General features: G+C 68.7%; 18 protein-coding genes. 11 read left to right on the top strand and 7 right to left on the bottom strand.

Translation table 11 applies throughout. From position 1 onward, the window contains the following. The first annotated feature begins 51 nt into the window (after positions 1–51). The 4 genes from FM105_RS14720 (at position 52) to FM105_RS10840 (ending at position 5,452) form a co-directional block, all read left to right on the top strand. On the top strand, positions 52–249 hold the full coding sequence (locus FM105_RS14720) for a hypothetical protein (protein WP_179207131.1): 198 nt from the start codon (positions 52–54) through the stop codon (positions 247–249). Between the two features lie 307 nt (positions 250–556). Beyond that, the gene (locus FM105_RS10850) at positions 557–1,798 is read left to right on the top strand and encodes a methyltransferase domain-containing protein (protein WP_256970346.1); all 1,242 of its coding nucleotides are present in this window, start codon (positions 557–559) and stop codon (positions 1,796–1,798) included. Positions 1,799–1,874: 76 nt separating this feature from the next. Next, positions 1,875–3,641, top strand: a complete 1,767-nt coding sequence (locus FM105_RS10845) for an ABC transporter ATP-binding protein (RefSeq protein WP_179207163.1) — start codon at positions 1,875–1,877, stop codon at positions 3,639–3,641. After that, positions 3,638–5,452, top strand: a complete 1,815-nt coding sequence (locus FM105_RS10840) for an ABC transporter ATP-binding protein (protein ID WP_087008071.1) — start codon at positions 3,638–3,640, stop codon at positions 5,450–5,452. The genes FM105_RS10845 and FM105_RS10840 overlap by 4 nt, the downstream gene beginning before the upstream one ends. On the opposite strand, the gene FM105_RS10835 is transcribed toward FM105_RS10840, so the two are convergent. After that, positions 5,449–5,937: a MarR family winged helix-turn-helix transcriptional regulator gene (locus tag FM105_RS10835; protein ID WP_256970345.1), complete on the bottom strand. Its 489-nt coding sequence runs from the start codon at positions 5,935–5,937 to the stop codon at positions 5,449–5,451. The genes FM105_RS10840 and FM105_RS10835 overlap by 4 nt on opposite strands. Before the next feature lie 127 nt (positions 5,938–6,064). Between FM105_RS10835 and FM105_RS14810 the strand changes: the two genes are divergently transcribed. The 6 genes from FM105_RS14810 (at position 6,065) to FM105_RS10805 (ending at position 12,014) form a co-directional block, all read left to right on the top strand. Further along, positions 6,065–6,370 (top strand): hypothetical protein, encoded by a 306-nt coding sequence (locus FM105_RS14810; RefSeq protein ID WP_218777944.1) that lies wholly within the window; start codon positions 6,065–6,067, stop codon positions 6,368–6,370. 134 nt (positions 6,371–6,504) lie between these two features. Further along, the gene (locus FM105_RS10825) at positions 6,505–7,758 is read left to right on the top strand and encodes an NAD(P)/FAD-dependent oxidoreductase (RefSeq protein WP_179207162.1); all 1,254 of its coding nucleotides are present in this window, start codon (positions 6,505–6,507) and stop codon (positions 7,756–7,758) included. Positions 7,759–7,889: 131 nt separating this feature from the next. Further along, positions 7,890–9,587 (top strand): AMP-binding protein, encoded by a 1,698-nt coding sequence (locus FM105_RS10820; protein WP_179207161.1) that lies wholly within the window; start codon positions 7,890–7,892, stop codon positions 9,585–9,587. Positions 9,588–9,708: 121 nt separating this feature from the next. Continuing rightward, on the top strand, positions 9,709–10,986 hold the full coding sequence (dctP, locus tag FM105_RS10815; RefSeq protein ID WP_087008067.1) for a TRAP transporter substrate-binding protein DctP: 1,278 nt from the start codon (positions 9,709–9,711) through the stop codon (positions 10,984–10,986). Positions 10,987–11,187: 201 nt separating this feature from the next. Beyond that, positions 11,188–11,451 carry a helix-turn-helix transcriptional regulator gene (locus FM105_RS10810; RefSeq protein ID WP_087008065.1) on the top strand — a complete coding sequence of 88 codons (264 nt, stop codon included), beginning with the start codon at positions 11,188–11,190 and terminating at the stop codon, positions 11,449–11,451. Beyond that, positions 11,448–12,014: a hypothetical protein gene (locus FM105_RS10805; RefSeq protein WP_087008063.1), complete on the top strand. Its 567-nt coding sequence runs from the start codon at positions 11,448–11,450 to the stop codon at positions 12,012–12,014. The genes FM105_RS10810 and FM105_RS10805 overlap by 4 nt, the downstream gene beginning before the upstream one ends. 222 nt (positions 12,015–12,236) lie before the next feature. Here FM105_RS10805 and ilvD read toward each other — a convergent pair whose 3' ends face one another. From ilvD to FM105_RS10775, 6 genes are all read right to left on the bottom strand, one after another. Then, a complete protein-coding gene (ilvD, locus tag FM105_RS10800; RefSeq protein WP_087008061.1) occupies positions 12,237–13,982 on the bottom strand; it encodes a dihydroxy-acid dehydratase in 1,746 nt (581 codons plus the stop codon). 300 nt (positions 13,983–14,282) lie between these two features. Further along, positions 14,283–15,287, bottom strand: coding sequence for a 2-hydroxyacid dehydrogenase (locus FM105_RS10795; RefSeq protein WP_087008059.1), 1,005 nt, complete (start codon positions 15,285–15,287; stop codon positions 14,283–14,285). 34 nt (positions 15,288–15,321) lie between these two features. Further along, positions 15,322–15,876: a MarR family winged helix-turn-helix transcriptional regulator gene (locus FM105_RS10790; protein ID WP_256970344.1), complete on the bottom strand. Its 555-nt coding sequence runs from the start codon at positions 15,874–15,876 to the stop codon at positions 15,322–15,324. Positions 15,877–15,881: 5 nt separating this feature from the next. Then, positions 15,882–16,727, bottom strand: a complete 846-nt coding sequence (locus FM105_RS10785) for a CE1759 family FMN reductase (protein ID WP_087008058.1) — start codon at positions 16,725–16,727, stop codon at positions 15,882–15,884. A gap of 37 nt (positions 16,728–16,764) precedes the next feature. Next, positions 16,765–17,946 carry an LLM class flavin-dependent oxidoreductase gene (locus FM105_RS10780; protein ID WP_087008417.1) on the bottom strand — a complete coding sequence of 394 codons (1,182 nt, stop codon included), beginning with the start codon at positions 17,944–17,946 and terminating at the stop codon, positions 16,765–16,767. 200 nt (positions 17,947–18,146) lie between these two features. Further along, the gene (locus FM105_RS10775) at positions 18,147–19,565 is read right to left on the bottom strand and encodes an MBL fold metallo-hydrolase (protein WP_087008056.1); all 1,419 of its coding nucleotides are present in this window, start codon (positions 19,563–19,565) and stop codon (positions 18,147–18,149) included. Between the two features lie 557 nt (positions 19,566–20,122). On the opposite strand from FM105_RS10775, the gene FM105_RS10765 reads away from it, so the two are divergent. Continuing rightward, entirely contained in the window at positions 20,123–20,425 is a 303-nt protein-coding gene (locus FM105_RS10765; protein ID WP_179207160.1) for a metal-sensitive transcriptional regulator, read from the top strand. Positions 20,426–20,435: the final 10 nt, after the last annotated feature.

Below are 20,435 nucleotides of genomic sequence, written 5' to 3'. Positions count from 1 at the left end.
GGCGCGGGGTGTCTGCGCCGGTGCTGGGCCTGCCACGATGGGCTCCTTCGTGTGATCGATTCCCTGATGGACGCCTTGCGCGGCGTCCTCATGCCCCGCTTCCTCTTCACGCTCAGCGCCCCGGGATGGAGCACCTCGCATAAAAAAACGCCCTTCCGTTCTGGAAAGGGCGCGCGGGACGTCGTCAGTCGACAGCTACGGGGTCACCGCGCGCTGGGTAATGACGACGAGAAGGACGTTCATGTGTGAGAGGCTACAAGCACGATCGTCCGCGTGTCGAATCTCGGCTCGTCGCGTCTCGTACGGTGAGACATAGGTGTCTCGCGTGTCCGGTGTAGACGGAGTCTGCCGCGTATCCTGGAGCGCGATGGCCACACACTCTGTTGATCGCGCCGACGATCGCGCAGCCGATCGCACTGTTGATCACTCAGCCGATCACCCTGTCGATCACGCTGTCGTCGCGGATCCGCCCCCACTCCCCTGCGCGCACTTCGATGCGGGCCGGTGCCGTTCGTGCACCCTGCTGCCCGTCCCCACCCTGCGGCGCCTCGACGATATGCAGAGTGAGATCGCGGCGCTGCTCGATCCACACGCGGCGAGCCACACCGATGTGCACGCGGCCGGCCCCGCCGATTCGCACGCGGCCAGTCCGACCGATCCACACGCGGCCGGCCCCGCCTATTGGCAGTCGCCCGCCTATTGGCAGCCGCCCGTCCGCAGTCCCGAGGCCGGGTTCCGGAACAAGGCGAAGATGGTCGCCGGCGGCACCGCCGAGGCTCCCACGCTGGGACTCGTCGACGTCGAGGGCCACGGGATCGACCTCTCCGACTGCCCTCTCTATCCCCCGGCGATCCACGCGGCACTGGCCGCACTCCCCGCCCTCATCCGACGGGCGCAGGTCTCCCCGTACGACGTCGCCCGCCGTCGCGGCGAACTCAAGCACGTCCTCATCACCGCGTCCCCCGACGGCGAGCTCATGGTCCGCTTCGTCCTGCGCACCGCACGACCGGCCCCTCGCCTCCAGGAGCACATCGCCCTGCTCACGGACCCCGTCGCCGCGAACGGCTTCCAGGTGCGGGTCGTCACCGCGAACATCCAGCCCGAGCACGCCGCCGTCCTCGAGGGCCCCGACGAGATCCACCTCCACGGGGACGAAGCGCTCACCGTCCGCCAGGGCCGCATCCCTCTGCGGGTGCGCCCGCAGTCCTTCCTGCAGACCAACACGCACGTCGCCTCCCAGCTGTACGAGCAGGTCGCCTCCTGGGTCGACGACTGCGCGCCTGCTGAGGCAGCCGCCGCCGAGGCGCTGGCCGCCACCCAGCGCGACTCCCCCTTCGTCGTGTGGGACCTCTTCTGCGGTGTGGGCGGCTTCGCACTGCACTGCGCGAAGCCCATCGGTGACGCCTCCCGGAAGGTGCTCGGTGTCGAGGTCTCCGAGCAGGCCATCGACTCCGCGACCCGCACGGCACAGGACCTGGGCCTCGACGTGGAGTTCACGACCGCCGACGCCGCTCTGTTCGCCACCGGGGACGAAGACGGGGGTGCCGCCAGGGACGAGCATGCGCACCGCCCCGACCTCCTCATCGTGAATCCCCCGCGGCGGGGCCTCGGCCGGGATCTCGCCGCGTGGGTCGAGGGCTCCCGCGTCCGCGACGTCATCTACTCCAGCTGCAATCCGACGACGCTCGCCCACGACCTGCAGACGATGTCGTCGTACCGCATCACCGCCGCCCGGCTGCTCGACATGTTCCCGCACACCGCCCACGCCGAGGTCGTCGTCCGCCTGCGACGCGGCTGACGGGTGCCGCCGGTTCAGGCAGCAGCCGGGCCGGTCAGCACCCCCGGCACAGCACTCGGCATAGGATTGGCCCACCATGCGTGATCTCCTCAGGTTCTGGCCGGACATCCGTCCCCGGGCATGGCGCTACGCGGTGAGCATCCTGCTCGCGCTCTTCTCCACGGGCATCGGATTCCTCATCCCCGTCCTCACCGGTCGCGCCGTCGACGGGCCGATCGCCGACCACGATTACCGCCGCCTCGTCCTCATCGCCCTCCTGGTCGTCGCCGTGGGCTTCGCGGAGTCCCTCGCCCAGCTCATCCGCCGCATGATCACCGCCGGCATGACCGCCGACTGGGAAGTGCTGTGGCGCCGCCGCCTCTTCTCCCACCTGCAGCGCCTCGACATCACCCACCACGACGAGTGGGACTCCGGCCAGATGCTGTCGCGCGCCACCAACGACCTCACCCAGCTGCGCCGCTTCACCGCGTTCGGCCTGCCGTTCCTGGTGATCACCCCGTGCCTGGTCGTGCTCGGCGGCGTGATCCTGTCCTTCATCCAGCCGGTGTTCGTCGTCCTCCTCGTGCTCATGAGCCTGCCGACGATGGCCGGCGTCGCGTGGTTCAACTCCCGCTACAAGATCGCCGCCCGCGCCGCACAGGACACGATGGGCGAGGTCTCCACCTCCGTCGAGGAATCGGTCCAGGGCATCCGCGTCCTACTGGCTTTCGGGCGCAGCCCCTGGGCCGCGCAGCGATTCCGCCTCATCGTCGAACGCCTGCGCGGCCACGAGCTGGAGAAGGTCCGGCTCGACGCGTGGCTGTTCGGCGCGATCATGCTGCTGCCGCAGCTGGCGCTGGTCGCCTTCGCCGCCGTCGGCGCGTGGGGCGTCGTGACCGGCTGGGCGACGCTCGGCCAGACGGTCGCCGCGATCACGCTCATGATGTACCTCCGCATGCCCATCGAGATGTTCGGGTTCCTCCTGGCCGACGCGCTCATGGCCGCGACCGCCGCCACCCGCTACTGGGAGCTCATGGATCTGGAGCCTCGGATCACCGATCCCAAGGCGGCGGAGGCCGCCGCTGTCACCTCGGCAGCCGCTTCCTCGTCTGACCCCGCTACTGGCGTGCTCGAGTTCGACCGCGTCGTCTTCCAGCACGAGGATGCGGAGACTCCCCTGCTCGCAGGCGTGGACCTGCGGATCGCACCCGGTGAGACGCTCGCCCTGGTCGGAACGACCGGCACCGGGAAGACCGCGATGACGGCACTCGTGCCCCGCCTCTTCGACGTCACGGAAGGCGCCGTGCGCGTGGACGGCCACGACGTCCGGGACCTCGCGCTCGCGGACCTGCGCTCCCGCATGGGCGTCGCGTTCGAGGAGCCCATCCTGTTCTCCGCGTCTGTCAAGGAGAACGTCGCGATGGGCACGCAGTCCGTCGACGGCGGCACCGCGATCGACGAGAACGGGGTGTGGGAGGCGCTCGAGATCGCCCAGGCTGCCGATTTCGTCCGCGCGCTGCCGGACGGCCTCGACACCGAGGTCGGCGAGCAGGGCCTTTCGCTGTCCGGCGGGCAGCGGCAGCGCATCGCGCTGGCACGGGCTGTCGCGGGCCGACCGCGGTTCCTCGTCCTCGACGATCCCCTCTCCGCCGTCGACGTCGACACCGAGGACCGCGTGCAGAATCGCCTGCGCACCGTGCTCGCTGAGACCACCGCGCTCATCGTCGCCCACCGCCCCTCGACGGCGGCGCTGGCCGACCGCGTCGCCGTCATGGACGACGGACGGATCCTCGCGGTGGGCGGCCACGAGGAGCTGCTGGGGACCTCGGCGGTCTACCGCACCCTCATGGGGGTGAAGGTATGAGCGACCACTCAGACCAGGAGCGGCGCAGCCCGCACGAACCGGACACCCTGCCGCCGGACATCGCGCAGCGCGCCCGCAGGCTGCTGTTCGATCTGGCGCGGCCGGAGCGCACGGGCTACCTCGTGCTCGTCGTGATCCTGCTGCTGTTCGGGATCGGCAACGCGATCGGCCCCGCCCTCATCGCGCAGGCGATGGACCGCGGCATCCCCGCTGCGATCGACGGCGACACGACCGCACTGGTGATCCCACTGGCTGCGTTCCTGCTGGTCACCCTCGCCACGGGTGTCGCAGACTTCTTCGGCACGAGACTGACCGGCACGCTCGCGCAGCGCCTCATGGTCTCGCTGCGCCGGCGCCTGTTCGACCATGTCCAGCGCCTGGGCATCGCGTACCACGAGCGGTCGACCTCCGGCAGGCTCGTGTCCCGCCAGACATCCGACATGGAGAACATCCAGGTCTTCCTCACGGGCTCGCTGCAGGAGACGGCGATCGGACTGGCCGCGATGGGCGCGATCGCCGTGACGCTGATCGTCATGGACTGGCGGATGGCGATCGTCGTGTTCCTGGGCTTCATCCCGCTGCTGTGGGTGTCGATCGTGTCGAACCGCGCCCAGCGCCGGAATCAGCGCCGCACCCGCACGGCGATCGCGAAGGTCATCGTCCACATCGTCGAGACGCTGGGCGGCATCCGCGCCGTCCAGTCGTTCCGCCGGGAGGACGTCAATGACCGACGCATCGTCGAGGAGGACAGGGAGTTCCGCAACGCCACTGCGGCCAGCCTCCGCAACACCGCGTGGTTCGCCGCCGGCACGCGGCTGATCGGCAACCTGTCGATGGCGGCGGTGCTGCTGGTGGGCGGCTGGCTGGTGATCGGCGATGCACTGCAGGTCGGCATGCTCACCGCCTTCCTGCTGTACGTGCGCCGGTTCTACGGACCGCTCGACGAGCTGGTCCAGGCGTTCACGATGTACCAGTCCGCGTCCGCCGCGCTGGAGAAGATCACCGCCGTCATCGACGCCGTGCCCGAGGTCGTCGAGCCCACCAGCCCCACCCCGCTGCCGGCGGTGCGGGCCGGGGGTCGCCGGGTCGAGTTCGACGACGTCGCGTTCTCCTACGGCGACGGTGTTCCGGTGCTGCCGCGGTTCGACCTGGAGATCCCGGCGGGGCAGACCGTTGCGCTCGTCGGGATGACAGGTGCGGGGAAGTCAACGCTCGTGAAGCTGCTGACCCGGTTCTACGATCCGACGGCCGGCCGGGTCCTGATGGACGGGGTGGACCTGCGAGAGGTCGCGGACGACGACCTGCGCAGGGCGGTCGTCATGGTGACGCAGGAGTCGTACCAGTTCGGCGGATCGATCGCGGACAACATCCGCATCGGCAGGCCCGGGGCGACGGATCAGCAGGTCAGGGACGCGGCGGATGCGGTGGGGCTCACCCCGTTCATCCGACGGATGCCCGACGGCTTCGACACGGACGTGCGCAAGCGCGGCGGGCGGCTGTCATCCGGCCAGCGGCAGCTGGTGAGCTTCGCACGCGCGTTCCTCGCGGACCCGGACGTCCTGGTGCTCGATGAGGCCACCGCGCACCTCGACATCCCCTCGGAGCGGCAGGTCCAGGAGGCACTCGCGACGGTGCTGGAGGGGCGGACTGCGGTGATCATCGCCCACCGCCTGTCCACCGTGGAGATCGCGGACCGGGTCCTCGTCATGGACGACGGCCGGCTCGTGGAGGATGACACTCCCGCCGCGCTCATCGCGTCCGGCGGACGGTTCGCGAAGCTGCACGGGGCGTGGGAGGAGTCGCGGGCTTAGGCCTGCTCCTCGCTGGCCTTCTCTGCGCGGACGATGAGTGCGGTGAGCCTGTCCCGCAGCGACGCCAGTTCGTCGATGTCCATGTCGAGGTCGGCGAGGATCGCACCGGGGATCGTCTCCGCGCGCTTCCGGACGTCCCTCCCCTCATCGGTCAGCCCGACCAGGCGGACGCGGGCGTCCGCGGGCGACGCGACCCGCTGGACGTAGCCGACCTTCTCCAGCCTCGTGAGCAGCGGAGAGAGCGTGGCCGGCTCCAGGTGCACCGCCCGGGCGAGGTCGCCCTGGTGACGGGGAGACTCCTCCCACAGCGCCAGCATGACGAGGTACTGCGGGTGGGTGATGCCCAGAGGAGCCAGATGCGGCCCGTACATCGCCACGACCGTGCGCGACGCGACGGCGAGAGCGAAGCACACCTGCTCGTCGAGGCGCAGCAGGTCGCGCGCAGGGGCGTCGGCGGGTGCGGAAGGGTCGGGATCAATGGTCACGCGTCGAGGGTACACCGCCCGTCAGCGCACGGTCCTCCTGCTATACTTAGTGCACGAAACAGTTGTGTGCCGCGTAGACTCGCCGGACCACACCGCGCCCGCCATCCGCACCGAGGAGATCCCACTCATGCCAGACGACAAGCACCCGCCACTCAGCTCGAGCAGCACGGGCGGCGGCGATCCGGCAGAGCCCAGCGCGATCCACGATCCGGAGGGCACTCCCGCGCCCGAAACACCGATGACGAAGCCGAAGGGCGACGACGGGTTCGGCCTCGGGTACCGCTTCTTCTTCCGGTTCCAGTACGCGCTCCTCCACGTCATCGGACCGCCGCGCCTGACCGCCAGCATGGACCCGCGCACGAAGCTCAAGCAGGACTACGACCGCCGCAGGGCACTGAACGAGCAGTGGAAGGCCGCCAAGGCGAAGGGCTGAGCAGCACGGGCCAGGCCCCGTACAAGCCCGTCCGCACAGGCCCATCGGAGCCACACGCGCTCCCCGGGATGATGACCCCTGCCGCCGGTGTTGTCGAAGGAGACGGACACACCCTCGGAAGGAGTGGGGTCATCATGGACAGCACAGGCACGGGTGCACACAGCACGTACGACTACGTGATCGTCGGCGCAGGAGTCGCGGCGGCCTCGGCGGCGAAGGCGATCCGGGAGCACGACGCGGACGGCACCCTGGCGATCCTCGGTCGCGAACCGGACGGCCCCTACTACCGCCCCGACCTGTCGAAGACGCTGTGGCTGGATGGCGAGGCGCAGCTCGACAACGGATGGCTGCTCGACGGCGAGGCCGGCACCGGATCGCAGGACGGCGCAGACGTGCGGACCGGGGCGTCCGTGACGGCGATCGACACGAGCGCCAAGACACTCACGCTGGCAGACACCTCCACGGTCGGCTACGAGTACCTGCTGCTGGCGACGGGCTCGCAGCCGCGGGAGCTCGACCTGCCCGCATCCGACCGCATCATCCACTTCCGCACCGTCGAGGACTACCGGCACCTGCGCGCCCAAGCGAAGCCTGGCAGCCGTGCTGTCGTCGTGGGCGGCGGGTACATCGGCGCGGAGATCTCCTCCGCACTGGCGCAGAACGACGTGTCGGTGACCATGCTCATGCGCGGAGCGACGGTGCAGGGGCACATGTTCCCCGCGCGCCTGGCCGAGACGGTGACGCAGACGTATCGCGACCGCGGTGTGACCGTGGTCGGCGAGTCCGCCGCCTACGGCGCGAGCGAGCGCGACGATCACCTCATCGTCGCGGATGCCTCCGGCGAAACCCACACCGCCGAGGTCGTGGTGGTCGGCGTCGGCGTCACACCGAACGATCAGGTCGCGCGAGCAGCCGGCATCACCGTCGACGACGGGATCATCGTCGATCGCCGCCTCGCGACGAATGCACCGGACGTGTGGGCCGCGGGAGACGTCGCCCGCTACGAGGACGCGCTCCTGGGTGACCGGCGTGTCGAGCATGTGGACAGCGCGGAGCACATGGGCGCCGTCGCCGGCCGCAACATGGCAGTCGCCCGCACGCGGAAGGGCGATCCGGAGAGCTACACGTACACCCCGATCTTCTGGTCCGACCTCTTCGACTACGGCTACGAGGCGGTCGGAGACCTCGATTCCTCGCTCGAGACCGTCGAGGACTTCACCGACGACGGCAGCGCCGGAGTGGTCTATTACCTCGACACCGGCCGCGTGCGCGGTGTCCTGCTGTGGAACGTGTGGGATTCGACGGACAAGGCGAAGCAGATCATCGAGCAGTCGACCGCGGAACCGCTGGACGCGGCGGAGCTGAAGGGTCGGATCAGCCTGGGGTGACGTCCTCCCTGCCCACCTGGTGAACACAGGTCGCCAGTCAAGGCTGACCGGATTATGGTGTGCTGAGTCACAGTTCGCATCGGTGCAGCTGCTTTCGCTCGCTGCCCGCCATGTTCCAGGAGAGGCCGCCTGTGTTCACCACCCCGGCAGAGATCTACGAGCACTCGTTCCGCATCCACAGCGCGCTCACCGCGATCCGCGAGGACGACCGCGAGTTCACCTACAGGGACTTGTGGCTGTGGTCGGACGCCGTCATGGAGCAGCTGCGCCAGCACGGCGCCTCCACCGGTGATGTCGTCGGCATGTTCGCCGGCAACCGCGCCGAATGGCTGGTCGTCGAATCCGCCGTCGCCCGCATGGGCCTCGTGCGCACGCCGGCTAACTACATGTCCGCCCTGGAGACCGTCGCGTACCAGCTGGCATACGCGAAGGCCGCGTTCCTCGTCACCGGCTACGACCTCGGCGCCGCACTTCTGCCCTACCTCGACCCGGACGACCGACCCGTCCTCCTGCAGGTGGAGGACCCCGCCGGCAGGATGCTCCCGGATGCGATCCCCCTGGCGCCCCTGCCGCCTGGTGGCACGGAACCCGACCGCACGGAGCACTCCGTCGATCCGGAATCGCGCGCAGGAATCTATTTCACCGGCGGGACGACGGGACGGCCGAAGGCGGTCTCCCACTCCGCACGATCGGTCGCAGCGGCCCTGTACATCCAGATGATCGAGGCGGAGATCCGCCCCGGCGAGCGCATGCTCATCATGACGCCGCTCGCGCACGCGGGCGGTTCCCTCGCGGCAGCCGCGATCGGACGTGGGGCGAACGTGCGCGTGCTCGACAGCTTCGATGCGCACCGCACCGTCGACCTGCTCCTCCACGATCGGATCACCTGGACCTTCATGGTGCCCACGATGATCTATCGCGTGCTCGACCTCCTCGACGGGCGCCTGGCCGACGGGGGGTCAGGATCAGAGGGATCAGGAGGATCGGGAGACCGCTCTGCGGATCTGGCCCTGAACACGATCGTCTACGGCGCCGCGCCGATGTCACCGACCAGGCTGGTCGACGGACTCCGCCTGCTGGGCCCGGTCTTCCTCCAACTCTTCGGTCAGACAGAGGCACCTCAGTTCTGCACGCGCCTCTCGAAGCTCGACCACGATCCGAACCGACCCGAACTGCTGGCCTCCTGCGGCAACGCCACGCTCTTCACCGACGTCGCGGTCACCGACGACACGGGCGCGCACCTGCCCCCGGGAGAGTTCGGCGAGATCACGGTGCGCACACCCTTCGCTCTCACCGAGTACATCGGCAATGCGGAAGCGACGGCGGAGAAGTTCTGGGACGGCTGGGTCCGCACCGGCGACATGGGGATCATCGACGACGCCGGGTACGTCTTCCTCAAGGACCGGAAGAACGACATGATCATCTCCGGCGGCTTCAACGTCTACTCCCGCGAGGTCGAGGACGCGCTCTCGTCCCATCCGCTCGTCGCGCAGGTCGCAGTGATCGGCGTCCCGCACCCGGACTGGGGCGAGGCGGTCCACGCGGTCGTGGTCACGCGCGGCGTCGGTGCCGACGACGAAGACGGGAGCAGTGCCGACGGCGACGAAGTCCGTGGCGATGGCGCTGACCGTGACGATGATGGCAGCGGTGACACTGACGGCCTCACAGACCAGGCACTCAAGGACCACGCGTCCATCGGACTCGCGCGGTATGCGCGCCCCAAGAGCTTCGAGTTCGTCGACTCCCTCCCGCTGACGCCGTTCGGGAAGATCGACAAGAAGGCGCTGCGCGCACCCCACTGGGAGGGCGCGGCCCGCCAGATCGGGTGATGCTGCCCCAGGTCGGGTGATGCCGCCCCAGATCGGGTGACGCACCCGCCATGCCTGTCAGACCAGCAACCGCTGCGCCTTGTTCACCCTCACCAACGTCGCCCTCACCAAGGAGTCAACGATGACATCTGCTCGCCCACTCACCTTCGCAGCGGCGGCCGTCTGCGCCGCACTCACGCTGTCCTCCTGCGCCGGATCCGCGGGAGCCGGAGGCTCGTCCGGCGGTGAAGCCGGCGCTGGCTTCGAATACGACGCCGACCAGGCAGCCGTCGACGAAGCGCTGGCCGATCTGGACCCGGTCACACTGACCTACCAGCCCGCCGCGGCCTCACCGGAATCGATCATGGCGCCGGCCGCCTACGCGTACCAGGACTACATCGAAGAGCGGTCCGGCGGGAAGATCACTCTGGAGATGGTCTGGGGACAGGCGATCGCAGGCTACGCGGAGGTCGACGACGCTCTGGCGGACGGGCGCCTCGACCTGTCCTACTCGCTGCCCATCTACAACCCCAGCGACTACCCGTCGTTCGACGCGACCGCATCCGCCCTCTCCGGGCTGCCGATCTCCCCCGTGCGCGGAGAGGCGATCTACAACGCGGTCGCAGGCGATCTCGGGTGGCAGACCGAGAGCCTCCTCGACGAGTACGAAGCGAAGGGCGTCACGCCGCTGACCCCGATGGTCGCGTCGGGAGGCTACTACCCGATCTGCAACGAGGAGGGGAGCGAACCGGACGACTGGGAGGGACGCCAGATCCGCGTGGCGAGCACCTCGCACCTGAACGTGACGCAGGAGCTGGGGGCGTCCCCCGTGTCGATGGAGTACGTCGAGGTGTTCGAGGCCCTGCAGCGCGGCACCGTCGACTGCACGTTCGCACAGCTCCTCCCGTCTGCGGAGAGCCAGCTGTTCGACGTGGCCCCGCACCTGTCCTACAGCACGGACGAGGCGAGCATGGCTTCGCGGGCCGTGGGCGCGGAGCTCGCAGGCAGTTCGTTCGAGACGCTGCCGCTGGCCTACCAGCAGATCATCTTCGACGCGGCCCAGTCATCGTTCGCGGGCTTCGTCAACATCGTGGCCGACGGCAACACGGAGAGCGTGCGCCAGGTGAAGGAGGCCGACGGCACGATCGAGCAGATCGACGAGGAGACGGAGAAGATCATCAGCGACGCGAACGCCGCAGAGCTGGAGAGGATCCTCGACGACGGGCTGCTCAGCGACGACGTGCCCGCGAAGATCGATGAGTCCACGGAGAAGTGGACGTCCGTCGCGGACGAACTGGGGATCGAGGACAAGGGCGATTTCGAGGACCTCGACGAGTGGTGGGAAGAGGGCGTCCTGGACTTCGCCCCGATGGGCAAGCGCGTCTACGAGGAGACCGGGCTCGCCCACCGACCGTCCTGACTCTCGTCCAGCAGCAGAGGGCACGGGGCGCGATACAGCGGACTGAAGCACACGGGCGCGACTCAGCTGCCCGAAGAGCGCGGTTCGGCTGACGGCGACCCGACGGTCACCTCGCGACTGAATGTTGAGTTTCCTTGACATCCATGTGTTAACTCTGCTTAACATGTAGATGTCAAGGAAACTCAACATCAAGGGGTGGATATGCCGATCACCGGACAGACCGGGGGCTCCACCGAAGCAGGTCCTCGCCCATCCGACGGCGGCACCGAGTCCATCCGGACTCTGCGCAGAGCCGTGGGACTCACACAGGGCGAGCTCGGCAAGCACGTCGGCGTGACCCGCCAGACGATCGCTGCCGTGGAGAAGGGCGACTACGCACCCAGCGTCTACCTCGCACTGCGCATCAGCCGCCGCCTGGGCTCGACCGTCGAAGCCCTCTTCCCGCTGGACAAGGAGCCGTCATGACAACGCATACCCCACGCCGCTTCACCACGACCGCAGACAGACTCGCAGGGATCGCCGATCCCTCGATGGGCGATGAGCGCGAACGGGACATCGCCCTGCGCGCCGGCACCGTCGCGATGGTCGTCTCGATCTTCACCATCCAGCTGATCGGCGTCGCCCTCGCCGTGATCGGCGTGGGGATGTGGTCCGGCATCGTCATCGTCGCGGCCCTCATCCCGAGCGGCGCCTACAGTTGGTACTGCCGCAGCGCCGGACTCGATATGAACCGCGTCTACTCGAAGATCGCCCCGCGACGCAGGCGACTGGCGACGCTCGCCGGACTCGCCGTGGCAGCCGCGTGGATCGCAGCGCTCTCGTTCCATATGTTCACGGGGGCGCCGCTCATCGACGTGGGCCTCAGTGATGCAGTCAGCACCGACAGCAGCACCGCGGCCGGCCTCGTCACCGGCGGCATCGTGGGCGGTGGGGCAGCGATGATCGCCCTTGCGTACTCCGCTCGCCGTGGACGCAGGCGCCTCGCCGCCGAAGACGACGCGGATGAAGACGCGGACGACGAGTACTGAAAACAGACAGTGGCAACGGGGAGTCGCCGCGCACGATGCTCAGACATCACGCGCAGCGCTTTCCGCACACGCAGGGGCTCCGGTCCTCCTCGACGGGAGGACCGGGGCCCCTGCGTGGATGTCTCACCGCGGGGGACGGAGACCCGCCCCTCGCACGCTCAGCTTGCTGCTCGGGCGTGCACGCTCAGCCTGCGACTCAGGCTTGCGCACTCGAACGGTCGCTCAGACCGTCGTCGCGCCCACGGCCGCAGACTTCACGAGCTTCGCGTACTTGCCCAGCACACCGGTCAGGCGGTGGTTCTCCGGGATCGTCCACTCCTTGCGGCGCTCCTCCAGCTCAGCCTCCGACACCTCGAGCTCGATCGTCCGGGCCGCGATGTCGATGCTGATCTTGTCGCCGTCCTTCACGAGCGCGATCGGGCCTCCGTCGACGGCCTCCGGCGCCACGTGGCCGATGCACAGACCTGTCGAGCCGCCGGAGAACCGGCCGTCCGTGATGAGCAGGACGTCCTTGCCGATGCCCGCGCCCTTGATCGCACCGGTGATCGCGAGCATCTCGCGCATGCCCGGTCCGCCCTTGGGACCCTCGTAGCGGATGACGACGACGTCGCCGGCCTTCAGCTCACCGTTCAGCACGGCGTCCATCGCGGGCTGCTCACGGTCGAACACGCGCGCAGTGCCCTCGAAGACGTCCGCGTCGAAGCCTGCCGACTTCACGACTGCGCCCTCCGGGGCGAGCGAGCCCTTCAGCACCGTCAGACCGCCCGTCGGGTGGATCGGGTCGTTCATCGCCCGGAGGATCTTGCCGTCCGGGTCCGGCGGATTGATCTTCTCGAGGTTCTCCGCGACCGTCTTGCCGGTGACCGTCATGCAGTCGCCGTGCAGCAGGCCCGCATCCAGCAGCGCGCGCATGACGACCGGCACGCCGCCGATCTTGAAGACGTCGTTCATGACGTAGTCGCCGAACGGCTTCACGTTGCCCAGGTGGGGCACCTGATCGCCGATCCGGTTGAAGTCGTCGAGGCTCAGGTCCACGCCCGCCTCGTGCGCGATCGCCATCATGTGCAGGACCGCGTTGGTCGAACCGCCGAACGCCATCGTCACGGCGATCGCGTTCTCCAGCGACTCCTTCGTGATGATGTCCTTCGTCGTGATGCCGCGGCGCAGCAGGTTCACGACCGCGTCGCCGGACATGCGGGCGAACACGTTGCGGTTGCGGTGGATCGCCGGCGGAGCGGCGGAGCCGGGCAGGGACATGCCCATCGCCTCGGCCGCAGAGGCCATCGTGTTCGCGGTGTACATACCGCCGCACGCACCCTCACCGGGGCAGACTGCGCGCTCGATCGCGTCGACGTCCGCCTCCGTCATCTTGCCGGCTCGGCAGGCGCCCACGGCTTCGAAGGCGTCGATGAGTGTGACCTCCTTCTCCGTGCCGTCGGAGAGCTTCGCCGTGCCCGGCATGATGGAGCCGTTGTAGAGGAACACGCTGGAGAGCTCCAGACGGGCCGCCGCCATGAGCATGCCCGGGATCGACTTGTCGCAGCCGGCCAGCAGGACGGAGCCGTCCAGGCGCTCGCCGCCGAACACCGTCTCCACCGAGTCCGCGATGACCTCACGGGAGACGAGCGAGTAGTGCATGCCCTCGTGGCCCATGGAGATGCCGTCGGACACGGAGATCGTGCCGAACTCCAGCGGGTAGCCGCCGGCCGCGTGGACGCCTTCCTTGGCGAATCCGGCCAGGCGCTGGAGCGACAGGTTGCACGGGGTGATCTCGTTCCACGACGAGGCGACGCCGACCTGCGGCTTCTGCCAGTCACCGTCGCCCATGCCGACCGCACGGAGCATTCCGCGGGCCGCGGCGCGCTCGATGCCGTCGGTGACGTCGCGCGAACGCGGCTTGATGTCGACGCCCGGATCGGGCTGGGCTGGTGACGAGGCGACTGCTGGGTCCGGTTCCACAATGCTCATGTCCCGCATCTTAGGACCGCCGTCACACTGCACCGCCATCGGCTCACATGGCGGACCGGACCACCGTCGCCGAGGTGCCGGTCACCCCTGCGGGCAACCGGCACCCAGGCGACGGTGCGGCTCGGGTCCCAGCGCGCTCACCTGCGCAGATGACTCTCTTCGGTCTCCGTGACCGCGTGAGGGACGTCACGTCCCGCGCGAGTCACCAGTCGCCGTTCGTCTCATCGGCGACGATGCGAGGGCCGCAGAGACCAATACCGAACGCTTGTGTGCGCATAGTCGAGCGCCGCTGCGCGTGGGTCACTCCTCCGGCAGGTCGACGATGTTCAGCAGCTCCTTGCCAACCTGCAGGCGGTGCAGCTGTTCCACGAGCAGCCGCTCGATGCGCGGGTGGAAGGCCGATGCGTCTCCGCCCACGTGCGGGGTGAGCAGCGTGTTCGGGGCCTCCCACAGCGGGTGCTTCGCAGGCAGCGGCTCCGGGTCGACGACGTCGAGGGCCGCATGGATCCGACCGGTCTGCAGTTCAGTGAGCAGCGCGTCCGTGTCAACCACTCCCCCGCGCGCCACGTTCACGACGAGCGCTCCGTCCGGCAGCGCGGCGAGGAAGTCCTTGTCGACCAGCTTCGCCGTGCGGTCGGTGAGCGGGGTGATGAGGACGACGACCTCTGCATCCGGCAGCAGCGAGGGCAGCTCGTCGATCGCGTGGATGTGGCCGCGATCGTCGTCGCGCGCGGTCGTGGCGACACGCGCCTGCTCGACCTCGAACGGCGCGAAGCGGTCGTAGATCGCGTTGCCGATCCCGCCTGCCCCCACGATGAGGATCTTCCGGTCCGCGAGCGACGGCAGCTGCTGGTGGTCCCATGTCTGGCGCGTCATGTCGCGGGCCGCGACGTCGATGCCGCGCAGCCGCGCGAGCGTGAGCGCCACGGCGAGCTCTGCGGTCGCCGCCGCGTGCACGCCCGAGGCCGTCGCCACCTGCACCTCCGGGCCGACCTTCCCGATCAGCGCGTCGTATCCGGTGGTCTGCAGCTGCACGAACTTGAGGTTGGGCAGCTCGTGGAGTCGGTCGATCGTCGGACCGTGGTCGGGGTACGGGAGGATGACCGCGTCGATGTCGGACTTCCTGAGTCCGCGCGACTCTTCCTCCGCCGACCACACGACGAAGTCCACGCGGGACTGCTGGTGGTCCACGATGCGGGAGTCGACCTTCGACCGCAGGGCGCTGGTGGGGAATGCGACGGTCTTCACGAGTCCGGCCGGGGGCGTCTGGGCACCCGCAGTGCCCGTGCGTGCTTCTTCGCTCATGCGACCAGTCTGGCATGAGGCTCGGACATGACCCTCAGACGTCGATGGCATTCCTCATCTTGCCCATGATGCGCGCCAGGTCGTCGATGTCCTCGGCGTCCAGCTGCGCGTCGAACACCTCATGGATCTGCGCGCGATGATCGCGACCGGCGGCGATGAGGGCCGCCGTGCCGGCTTCGGTGAGGATTATGTTGTGAGCGCGGCGGTCCTCGGTGCAGGACTCCTTCAGCACCCAGCCCCGGTCGACCAGCACTCCGATGCGATAGCTGAGCCGCGGGACGGAGAAGACGATCTTCTCCGCGAGCACCGTCATCCGCAGCGTGCGCTGCGGCGCCTCCGCGAGCACCATGAGGAGGTTGTAGTCCGCGAGATCCATCCCCGCGTCGTCCTTGAGAGCCGCTCCCAGCTGGGCCATCACCCGCTGCGAGGTCTCGAAGTAGAGCCGCCATGCCTCCATCGTGCGGGCGTCGCCCAGCAGGTCGCGGCGAGGCTCCGGCGCCAGCAGGCCGGCACCGGGCTGGCTGCCCAGGAGCTGGGGTCGAGGCTCACTGGGGTGGAGACGCTCTTCGCCGGCTGGTCCGTCGGCCACGCCGCTCACTGTCCCAGGAGGAGCGAGAACGGAGTCACCGACGCGGGGTCGAACTCGTCTCGGGCGCGCTCGTCGCGCGCCCGGTCGCCCAGGCCGCGCGGGGTGATGGCCGACTTGCCCGATTCGTCCGCAGGCCCCGCATATGGGATGTCCCGGGCATAGTCATCGGACTCCGTCGTCGAGGCGTCGGTCGGATGGCTGTCGGTCGACTGGGCTCCAGCCACCGAAGCTCCGACCGCCGGGGTTCCGGTCGGCTGGGTGCCGGGGTCGGCCTCGGCGGCGGTGTCCTCACGCGTGCCGACCGAGGCCGGGTTGAGGGCGAGCGCGAGCTCCGCCAGCTCATCCGTCGCCTGGGTGATGCGGCGGTCGAGGCCGGCCTGCTCGCCCCCGCCCCAGTCGTCGGTGGCAGCGAACACGGAGGTGGGCAGCGCAAACCCCTTGAGGTAGGCGATCATCGGGCGCAGCGTGGACTCCGCTGCGAGCGAGTGACGGGGCGTGCCGCCGGTCCCGCCCAGCAGCACCGGGGTGCCCGCCAGCGACGCATCGTCGATGAGCTGCCAGAACAGGGTGTGGATGCCGGCCGGCGCCGCCTTGTAGACGGGCGCCACCGTGATGACCGCCGAGGCCCGCTTGACTGCGGCGAACGCCTCGTCCAGCTCACGGGCGGGGAAACCGGAGACGGTGAGGTCGACGAGCGCCTTCGCCAGGGTGCGCACGTTGATGTGGGTGGTTGTGACCTCCGCACCTCGGGCTGCGAACGCGCCCTCTGCGGAGGAGAGCATGCGCTGGGCCAGCCGCGTGGTGGTGGAGTCCTCGCTGAGGCCGGTCGACACTGCGACGATCTCGATCATGGTGAAATCCTCTCTGGAATGACGTGGGGCGGCTCGATCACCTGGAGCCGGAGTCGGCCTTCGCGCGCTCTGCTTCCTGGGCGGCGAGGCGGTCCTCGTGCGCGCGGGTGCCGGGAGCACCGCCGGGGACCGGGGCGTTGCCTGCGCGCTGGCGGGCGACGAGCCACTCATGCGTGGGAGCCTCGGGGATGTCCGCCGGACGGTTGGCCGCGAACTCCTTCCGGAGTTCGGGGACGACCTGCTCGCCGAGGATGTCGATCTGCTCGAGCACCGTCTTGAGCGGCAGCCCTGCGTGGTCCATGAGGAAGAGCTGGCGCTGGTAGTCGCCGGCCCACTCGCGGAAGCCCGCGTAGCGCTCGATGACCTCCTGGGGCGAACCGACCGTGAGCGGCGTCTGCTCCGTGAAGTCTTCCATGCTGGGGCCGTGGCCGTAGACGGGCGCGTTGTCGAAGTACGGGCGGAATCTCCGCTTCGCCTCCTGCGAATCCTTGTCCATGAAGACCTGACCGCCCAGACCGACGAACGCCTGGTCGGCGCGACCGTGGCCGTAGTACTCGTAGCGCTGGCGGTAGAGGTTCACCATGCGCGCGGTGTGGCTGGTGGGCCAGAAGATGTTGTTGTGGAAGAACCCGTCGCCGTAGTAGGCGGCCTGCTCCGCGATCTCCGGGCTGCGGATCGAGCCGTGCCACACGAACGGCGGCACCTCGTCCAGGGGCCACGGCGTGACGGTGAAGGAGTTGAGCGGTGTGCGGAAGTTTCCGTCCCAGTCGAGGTTCTTCTCGCGCCACAGGCGGTAGAGCAGGTTGTAGTTCTCCACTGCGAGCGGGATGCCCTGGCGGATGTCCTTGCCGAACCACGGGTAGACGGGACCGGTGTTGCCGCGGCCCATCGTGAGATCGACGCGGCCGCCGGCCAGGTGCTGCAGGTAGGAGTAGTCCTCCGCGATGCGCACGGGGTCCGTCGTCGTGATGAGCGTCGTGGCGGTCGAGAGCTGGATGCGCTCCGTCTGCGCCGCGATGTTCGCGAGCAGCACCGGCGGGTTCGCGGGTGCGGTGAACGGCGGGTTGTGGTGCTGGCCCGTCGCGAAGACGTCCAGGCCCGCCTCTTCCGCGTGCTTGGCGATCGTGACGGTCGCCTTGATCCGCTCGCCCTCTGTGGGCGTCGTGCCGTTGGTCGGGTCGGTCGTGACGTCGCCGATCGTGAAGATGCCGAATTCCATCGCTGCCTCCAGGCTCATGGTCCAGTTGAGTTGTTCACTCCTCAACTACTTACTGAAAACTTTAACCTATAGGAGGCGAGTTTTGTTCCCGGGGGTGCGTGCGGTGGGTCACCGAGGACGTCGGCGAAGGTGTCGGCGAAGACGCCCACGGCCGTCCGTCCCTGTCGGAATCGGACGGCCGCGGGCCGTGTCTCTGAGAACTAGGCCTCTGCGACGACCGGTTCGCTGCCCGCGATCGCGGTCCATCCCAGGTAGCTGCCATCGAGCTCTGCGATGTCATACCCCTGCCGGCGCAGCGCGCTCGCCGCCACGCTGCTGCGGACCCCGCTCTGGCAGTAGGTGACGATCGTGCCGTCCTGCGGGAGTGCATCCATGTGCCACAGGACGCGACCGCCCGACAGCTGCTGCGCACCCGGAAGGTGTCCTGACGCGTACTCCGTCTTGTTCCGCACGTCGAGCAGCATGACCCGCTCGAGATCGTCCAGGTCCTGCGGCGCGACGAGGCGCGGCGGCACCAGATCCAGCCCCTCAAGCGAGCCGATCCACCCCTGGACCGTGTCGATGCCGACCCGCACAAGATGATCGCGCATGCGCTCGGCGTCCTCCGCCGAATCTGCCAGCAGCACGAGCGCCCGTGTCTCGGCCTCCGGGTTGTAGGCCCAGGCACCGAAGCTCGCGGTCTTCGCGGCACCCGGGATGTTGAGCGATCCGGGCACGGTGCCTTCGTGCACGAGGCTGTTGTGCCGGGTGTCGACCAGGATCATCCGGTCGGCCTCCAGCTCTGGTCGCAGGTCGTCGGCGGAGTACTCGACGAGGTCCGGTACGGCACCCAGCACTGCCGGCCCCTCCCGGTTCTGCCGCTTCATGCGACCGAAATACGCGTGCGCGTCCGGCTGTCCGTCCAGCAGTTCGTCGAGGAACCCCTGCTCGTCGTCCTCGCGGAGGTACGGCGCCCACCAGGCGAAGGTCCGCTCGTACCCGACGGTCGTCGTCGGGATCGCACCCAGCGCCTTGCCGCACGCGCTGCCCGCACCGTGGGCCGGGAGCACCTGCACGTAGTCCGGCAGGGCGAGGAAGCGGTCGCGCAGGCTGGCGAAGAGCTGCTTCCCGCCCCCGAAGCGTGTGTCCACTCCCCCGGCAGCCTCATCCAGGAGGTCAGGCCGGCCCAGGTCGCCGACGAAGACGAAGTCGCCCGTGAGCATGAAGCCCGGCGCATCGGCCTGCGCACCGTCCGTCACCAGCAGGGACATATGCTCCGGTGTGTGCCCGGGAGTGTGCACGGCCCGCACGGTGATCTTGCCGAACCGGATCTCGTGGCCGTCCTTCATCCGCACCGCGCCATCGAAATCGGACCCGTACGTCCAGTCCGGGCCGCCCTCGTCCGACACGTACACCGTCGCCCCGGTCGCCGCGGCGAGCTCACGGGTGCCGGAGAGGTAGTCGGCGTGGATGTGCGTCTCCGTGACGCCGACGATCCGCATGCCGTTCGCCTCTGCGATGCGGAGGTAGTCGCCGAGGTCCCGGCGAGGATCGATGACGAGCGCCTCGCCTTCCGCCTGGCAGCCGATGATGTAGCTCGCGTGCGCGAGGTCTTCGTCGTAGATGCGTTCCAAGAGCATGGGAGTCTCCCTGAGATCGGCGGTACGAGTTCAGTCTCGGTGTTCAGTCTCGGTGTTCAGTCGCGGCAGTGGCAGCGGTCCGCCTGCGGCACCCCGGCGAGCGCGTCTTCGATGTGGTCTCCGCATCCCATCCAGGTGGGCTTCTCACACGTGCGGCAGGTGACTCGTCGGCACATAGTTTCTCCTCTTCTCCTATTCCTCTACCCAGTGTGACCGCCGGACACCCCGTGGTCACCTCACAGCGACGACTGTCAGCGATTGAAGAGGCGCGCGAAGAGCCCGCCCCGCTCCGCTCGCGCCGCGGACATCTCTGCGGGCGAGTGCTTCCCGCCGCACCATTCAGCCGTCGGGACGACCTTCTTGACCTGGGCAACGTGCTGTCCGCACCCAGCCCACGTCGTCTTTCCGCAGGTGCGACACTTCGCAGCTCGGCACATCACGACACCTCTTCTCTCCGCATGACACATACCCCCACGGGTATCCAGCTGGAAGCACTATACCCCCACAGGTATGCTGAGAGCTACCCCCGACCCCTCCAACGAGCATAAGGACACAGGATGACTGCAGCCCGCGAGAACATGGCATTGCCAGAATCGATCGCTCACGATCCGGAGGCGAAGAAGAAGATTCTCAACCGCCTCAAGCGCGCGCAGGGTCAGCTGGCCGCGGTGATCGATTCGGTCGAAGACGATTCCCACTGCCGCGAAGTCGTCCAGCAGCTGTCCGCAGTGTCGAAGGCGCTCGATCGGGCAGGGTTCCTCGTGATCTCACACGCGATGCGGCAGTGCATGACGGACCCCGACGGAGACGGCGCAGAAAGCCCGGAGGAGCTCGAGAAGCTGTTCCTCTCCCTCGCCTGATCCAGCCTCA

Source organism: Brevibacterium yomogidense (genome assembly GCF_900163715.1).
Taxonomy (GTDB): domain Bacteria; phylum Actinomycetota; class Actinomycetes; order Actinomycetales; family Brevibacteriaceae; genus Brevibacterium; species Brevibacterium yomogidense_A.
This window is presented reverse-complemented; position numbering and strand designations above follow the sequence as displayed.

What these genes read in the sequence shown, in the direction of transcription:
- ilvD (WP_087008061.1), bottom strand. Translation starts at nt 13,982, where the DNA reads ATGAGCATTGTGGAACCGGACCCAGCAGTCGCCTCGTCACCAGCCCAG.
- FM105_RS10795 (WP_087008059.1), bottom strand. Translation starts at nt 15,287, where the DNA reads ATGAGCGAAGAAGCACGCACGGGCACTGCGGGTGCCCAGACGCCCCCG.
- FM105_RS10850 (WP_256970346.1), top strand. Translation starts at nt 557, where the DNA reads ATGCAGAGTGAGATCGCGGCGCTGCTCGATCCACACGCGGCGAGCCAC.
- FM105_RS10775 (WP_087008056.1), bottom strand. Translation starts at nt 19,565, where the DNA reads ATGCTCTTGGAACGCATCTACGACGAAGACCTCGCGCACGCGAGCTAC.
- dctP (WP_087008067.1), top strand. Translation starts at nt 9,709, where the DNA reads ATGACATCTGCTCGCCCACTCACCTTCGCAGCGGCGGCCGTCTGCGCC.
- FM105_RS10845 (WP_179207163.1), top strand. Translation starts at nt 1,875, where the DNA reads ATGCGTGATCTCCTCAGGTTCTGGCCGGACATCCGTCCCCGGGCATGG.
- FM105_RS10765 (WP_179207160.1), top strand. Translation starts at nt 20,123, where the DNA reads ATGACTGCAGCCCGCGAGAACATGGCATTGCCAGAATCGATCGCTCAC.
- FM105_RS10805 (WP_087008063.1), top strand. Translation starts at nt 11,448, where the DNA reads ATGACAACGCATACCCCACGCCGCTTCACCACGACCGCAGACAGACTC.
- FM105_RS10780 (WP_087008417.1), bottom strand. Translation starts at nt 17,946, where the DNA reads ATGGAATTCGGCATCTTCACGATCGGCGACGTCACGACCGACCCGACC.
- FM105_RS10825 (WP_179207162.1), top strand. Translation starts at nt 6,505, where the DNA reads ATGGACAGCACAGGCACGGGTGCACACAGCACGTACGACTACGTGATC.
- FM105_RS10785 (WP_087008058.1), bottom strand. Translation starts at nt 16,727, where the DNA reads ATGATCGAGATCGTCGCAGTGTCGACCGGCCTCAGCGAGGACTCCACC.
- FM105_RS14810 (WP_218777944.1), top strand. Translation starts at nt 6,065, where the DNA reads ATGCCAGACGACAAGCACCCGCCACTCAGCTCGAGCAGCACGGGCGGC.
- FM105_RS10840 (WP_087008071.1), top strand. Translation starts at nt 3,638, where the DNA reads ATGAGCGACCACTCAGACCAGGAGCGGCGCAGCCCGCACGAACCGGAC.
- FM105_RS10810 (WP_087008065.1), top strand. Translation starts at nt 11,188, where the DNA reads ATGCCGATCACCGGACAGACCGGGGGCTCCACCGAAGCAGGTCCTCGC.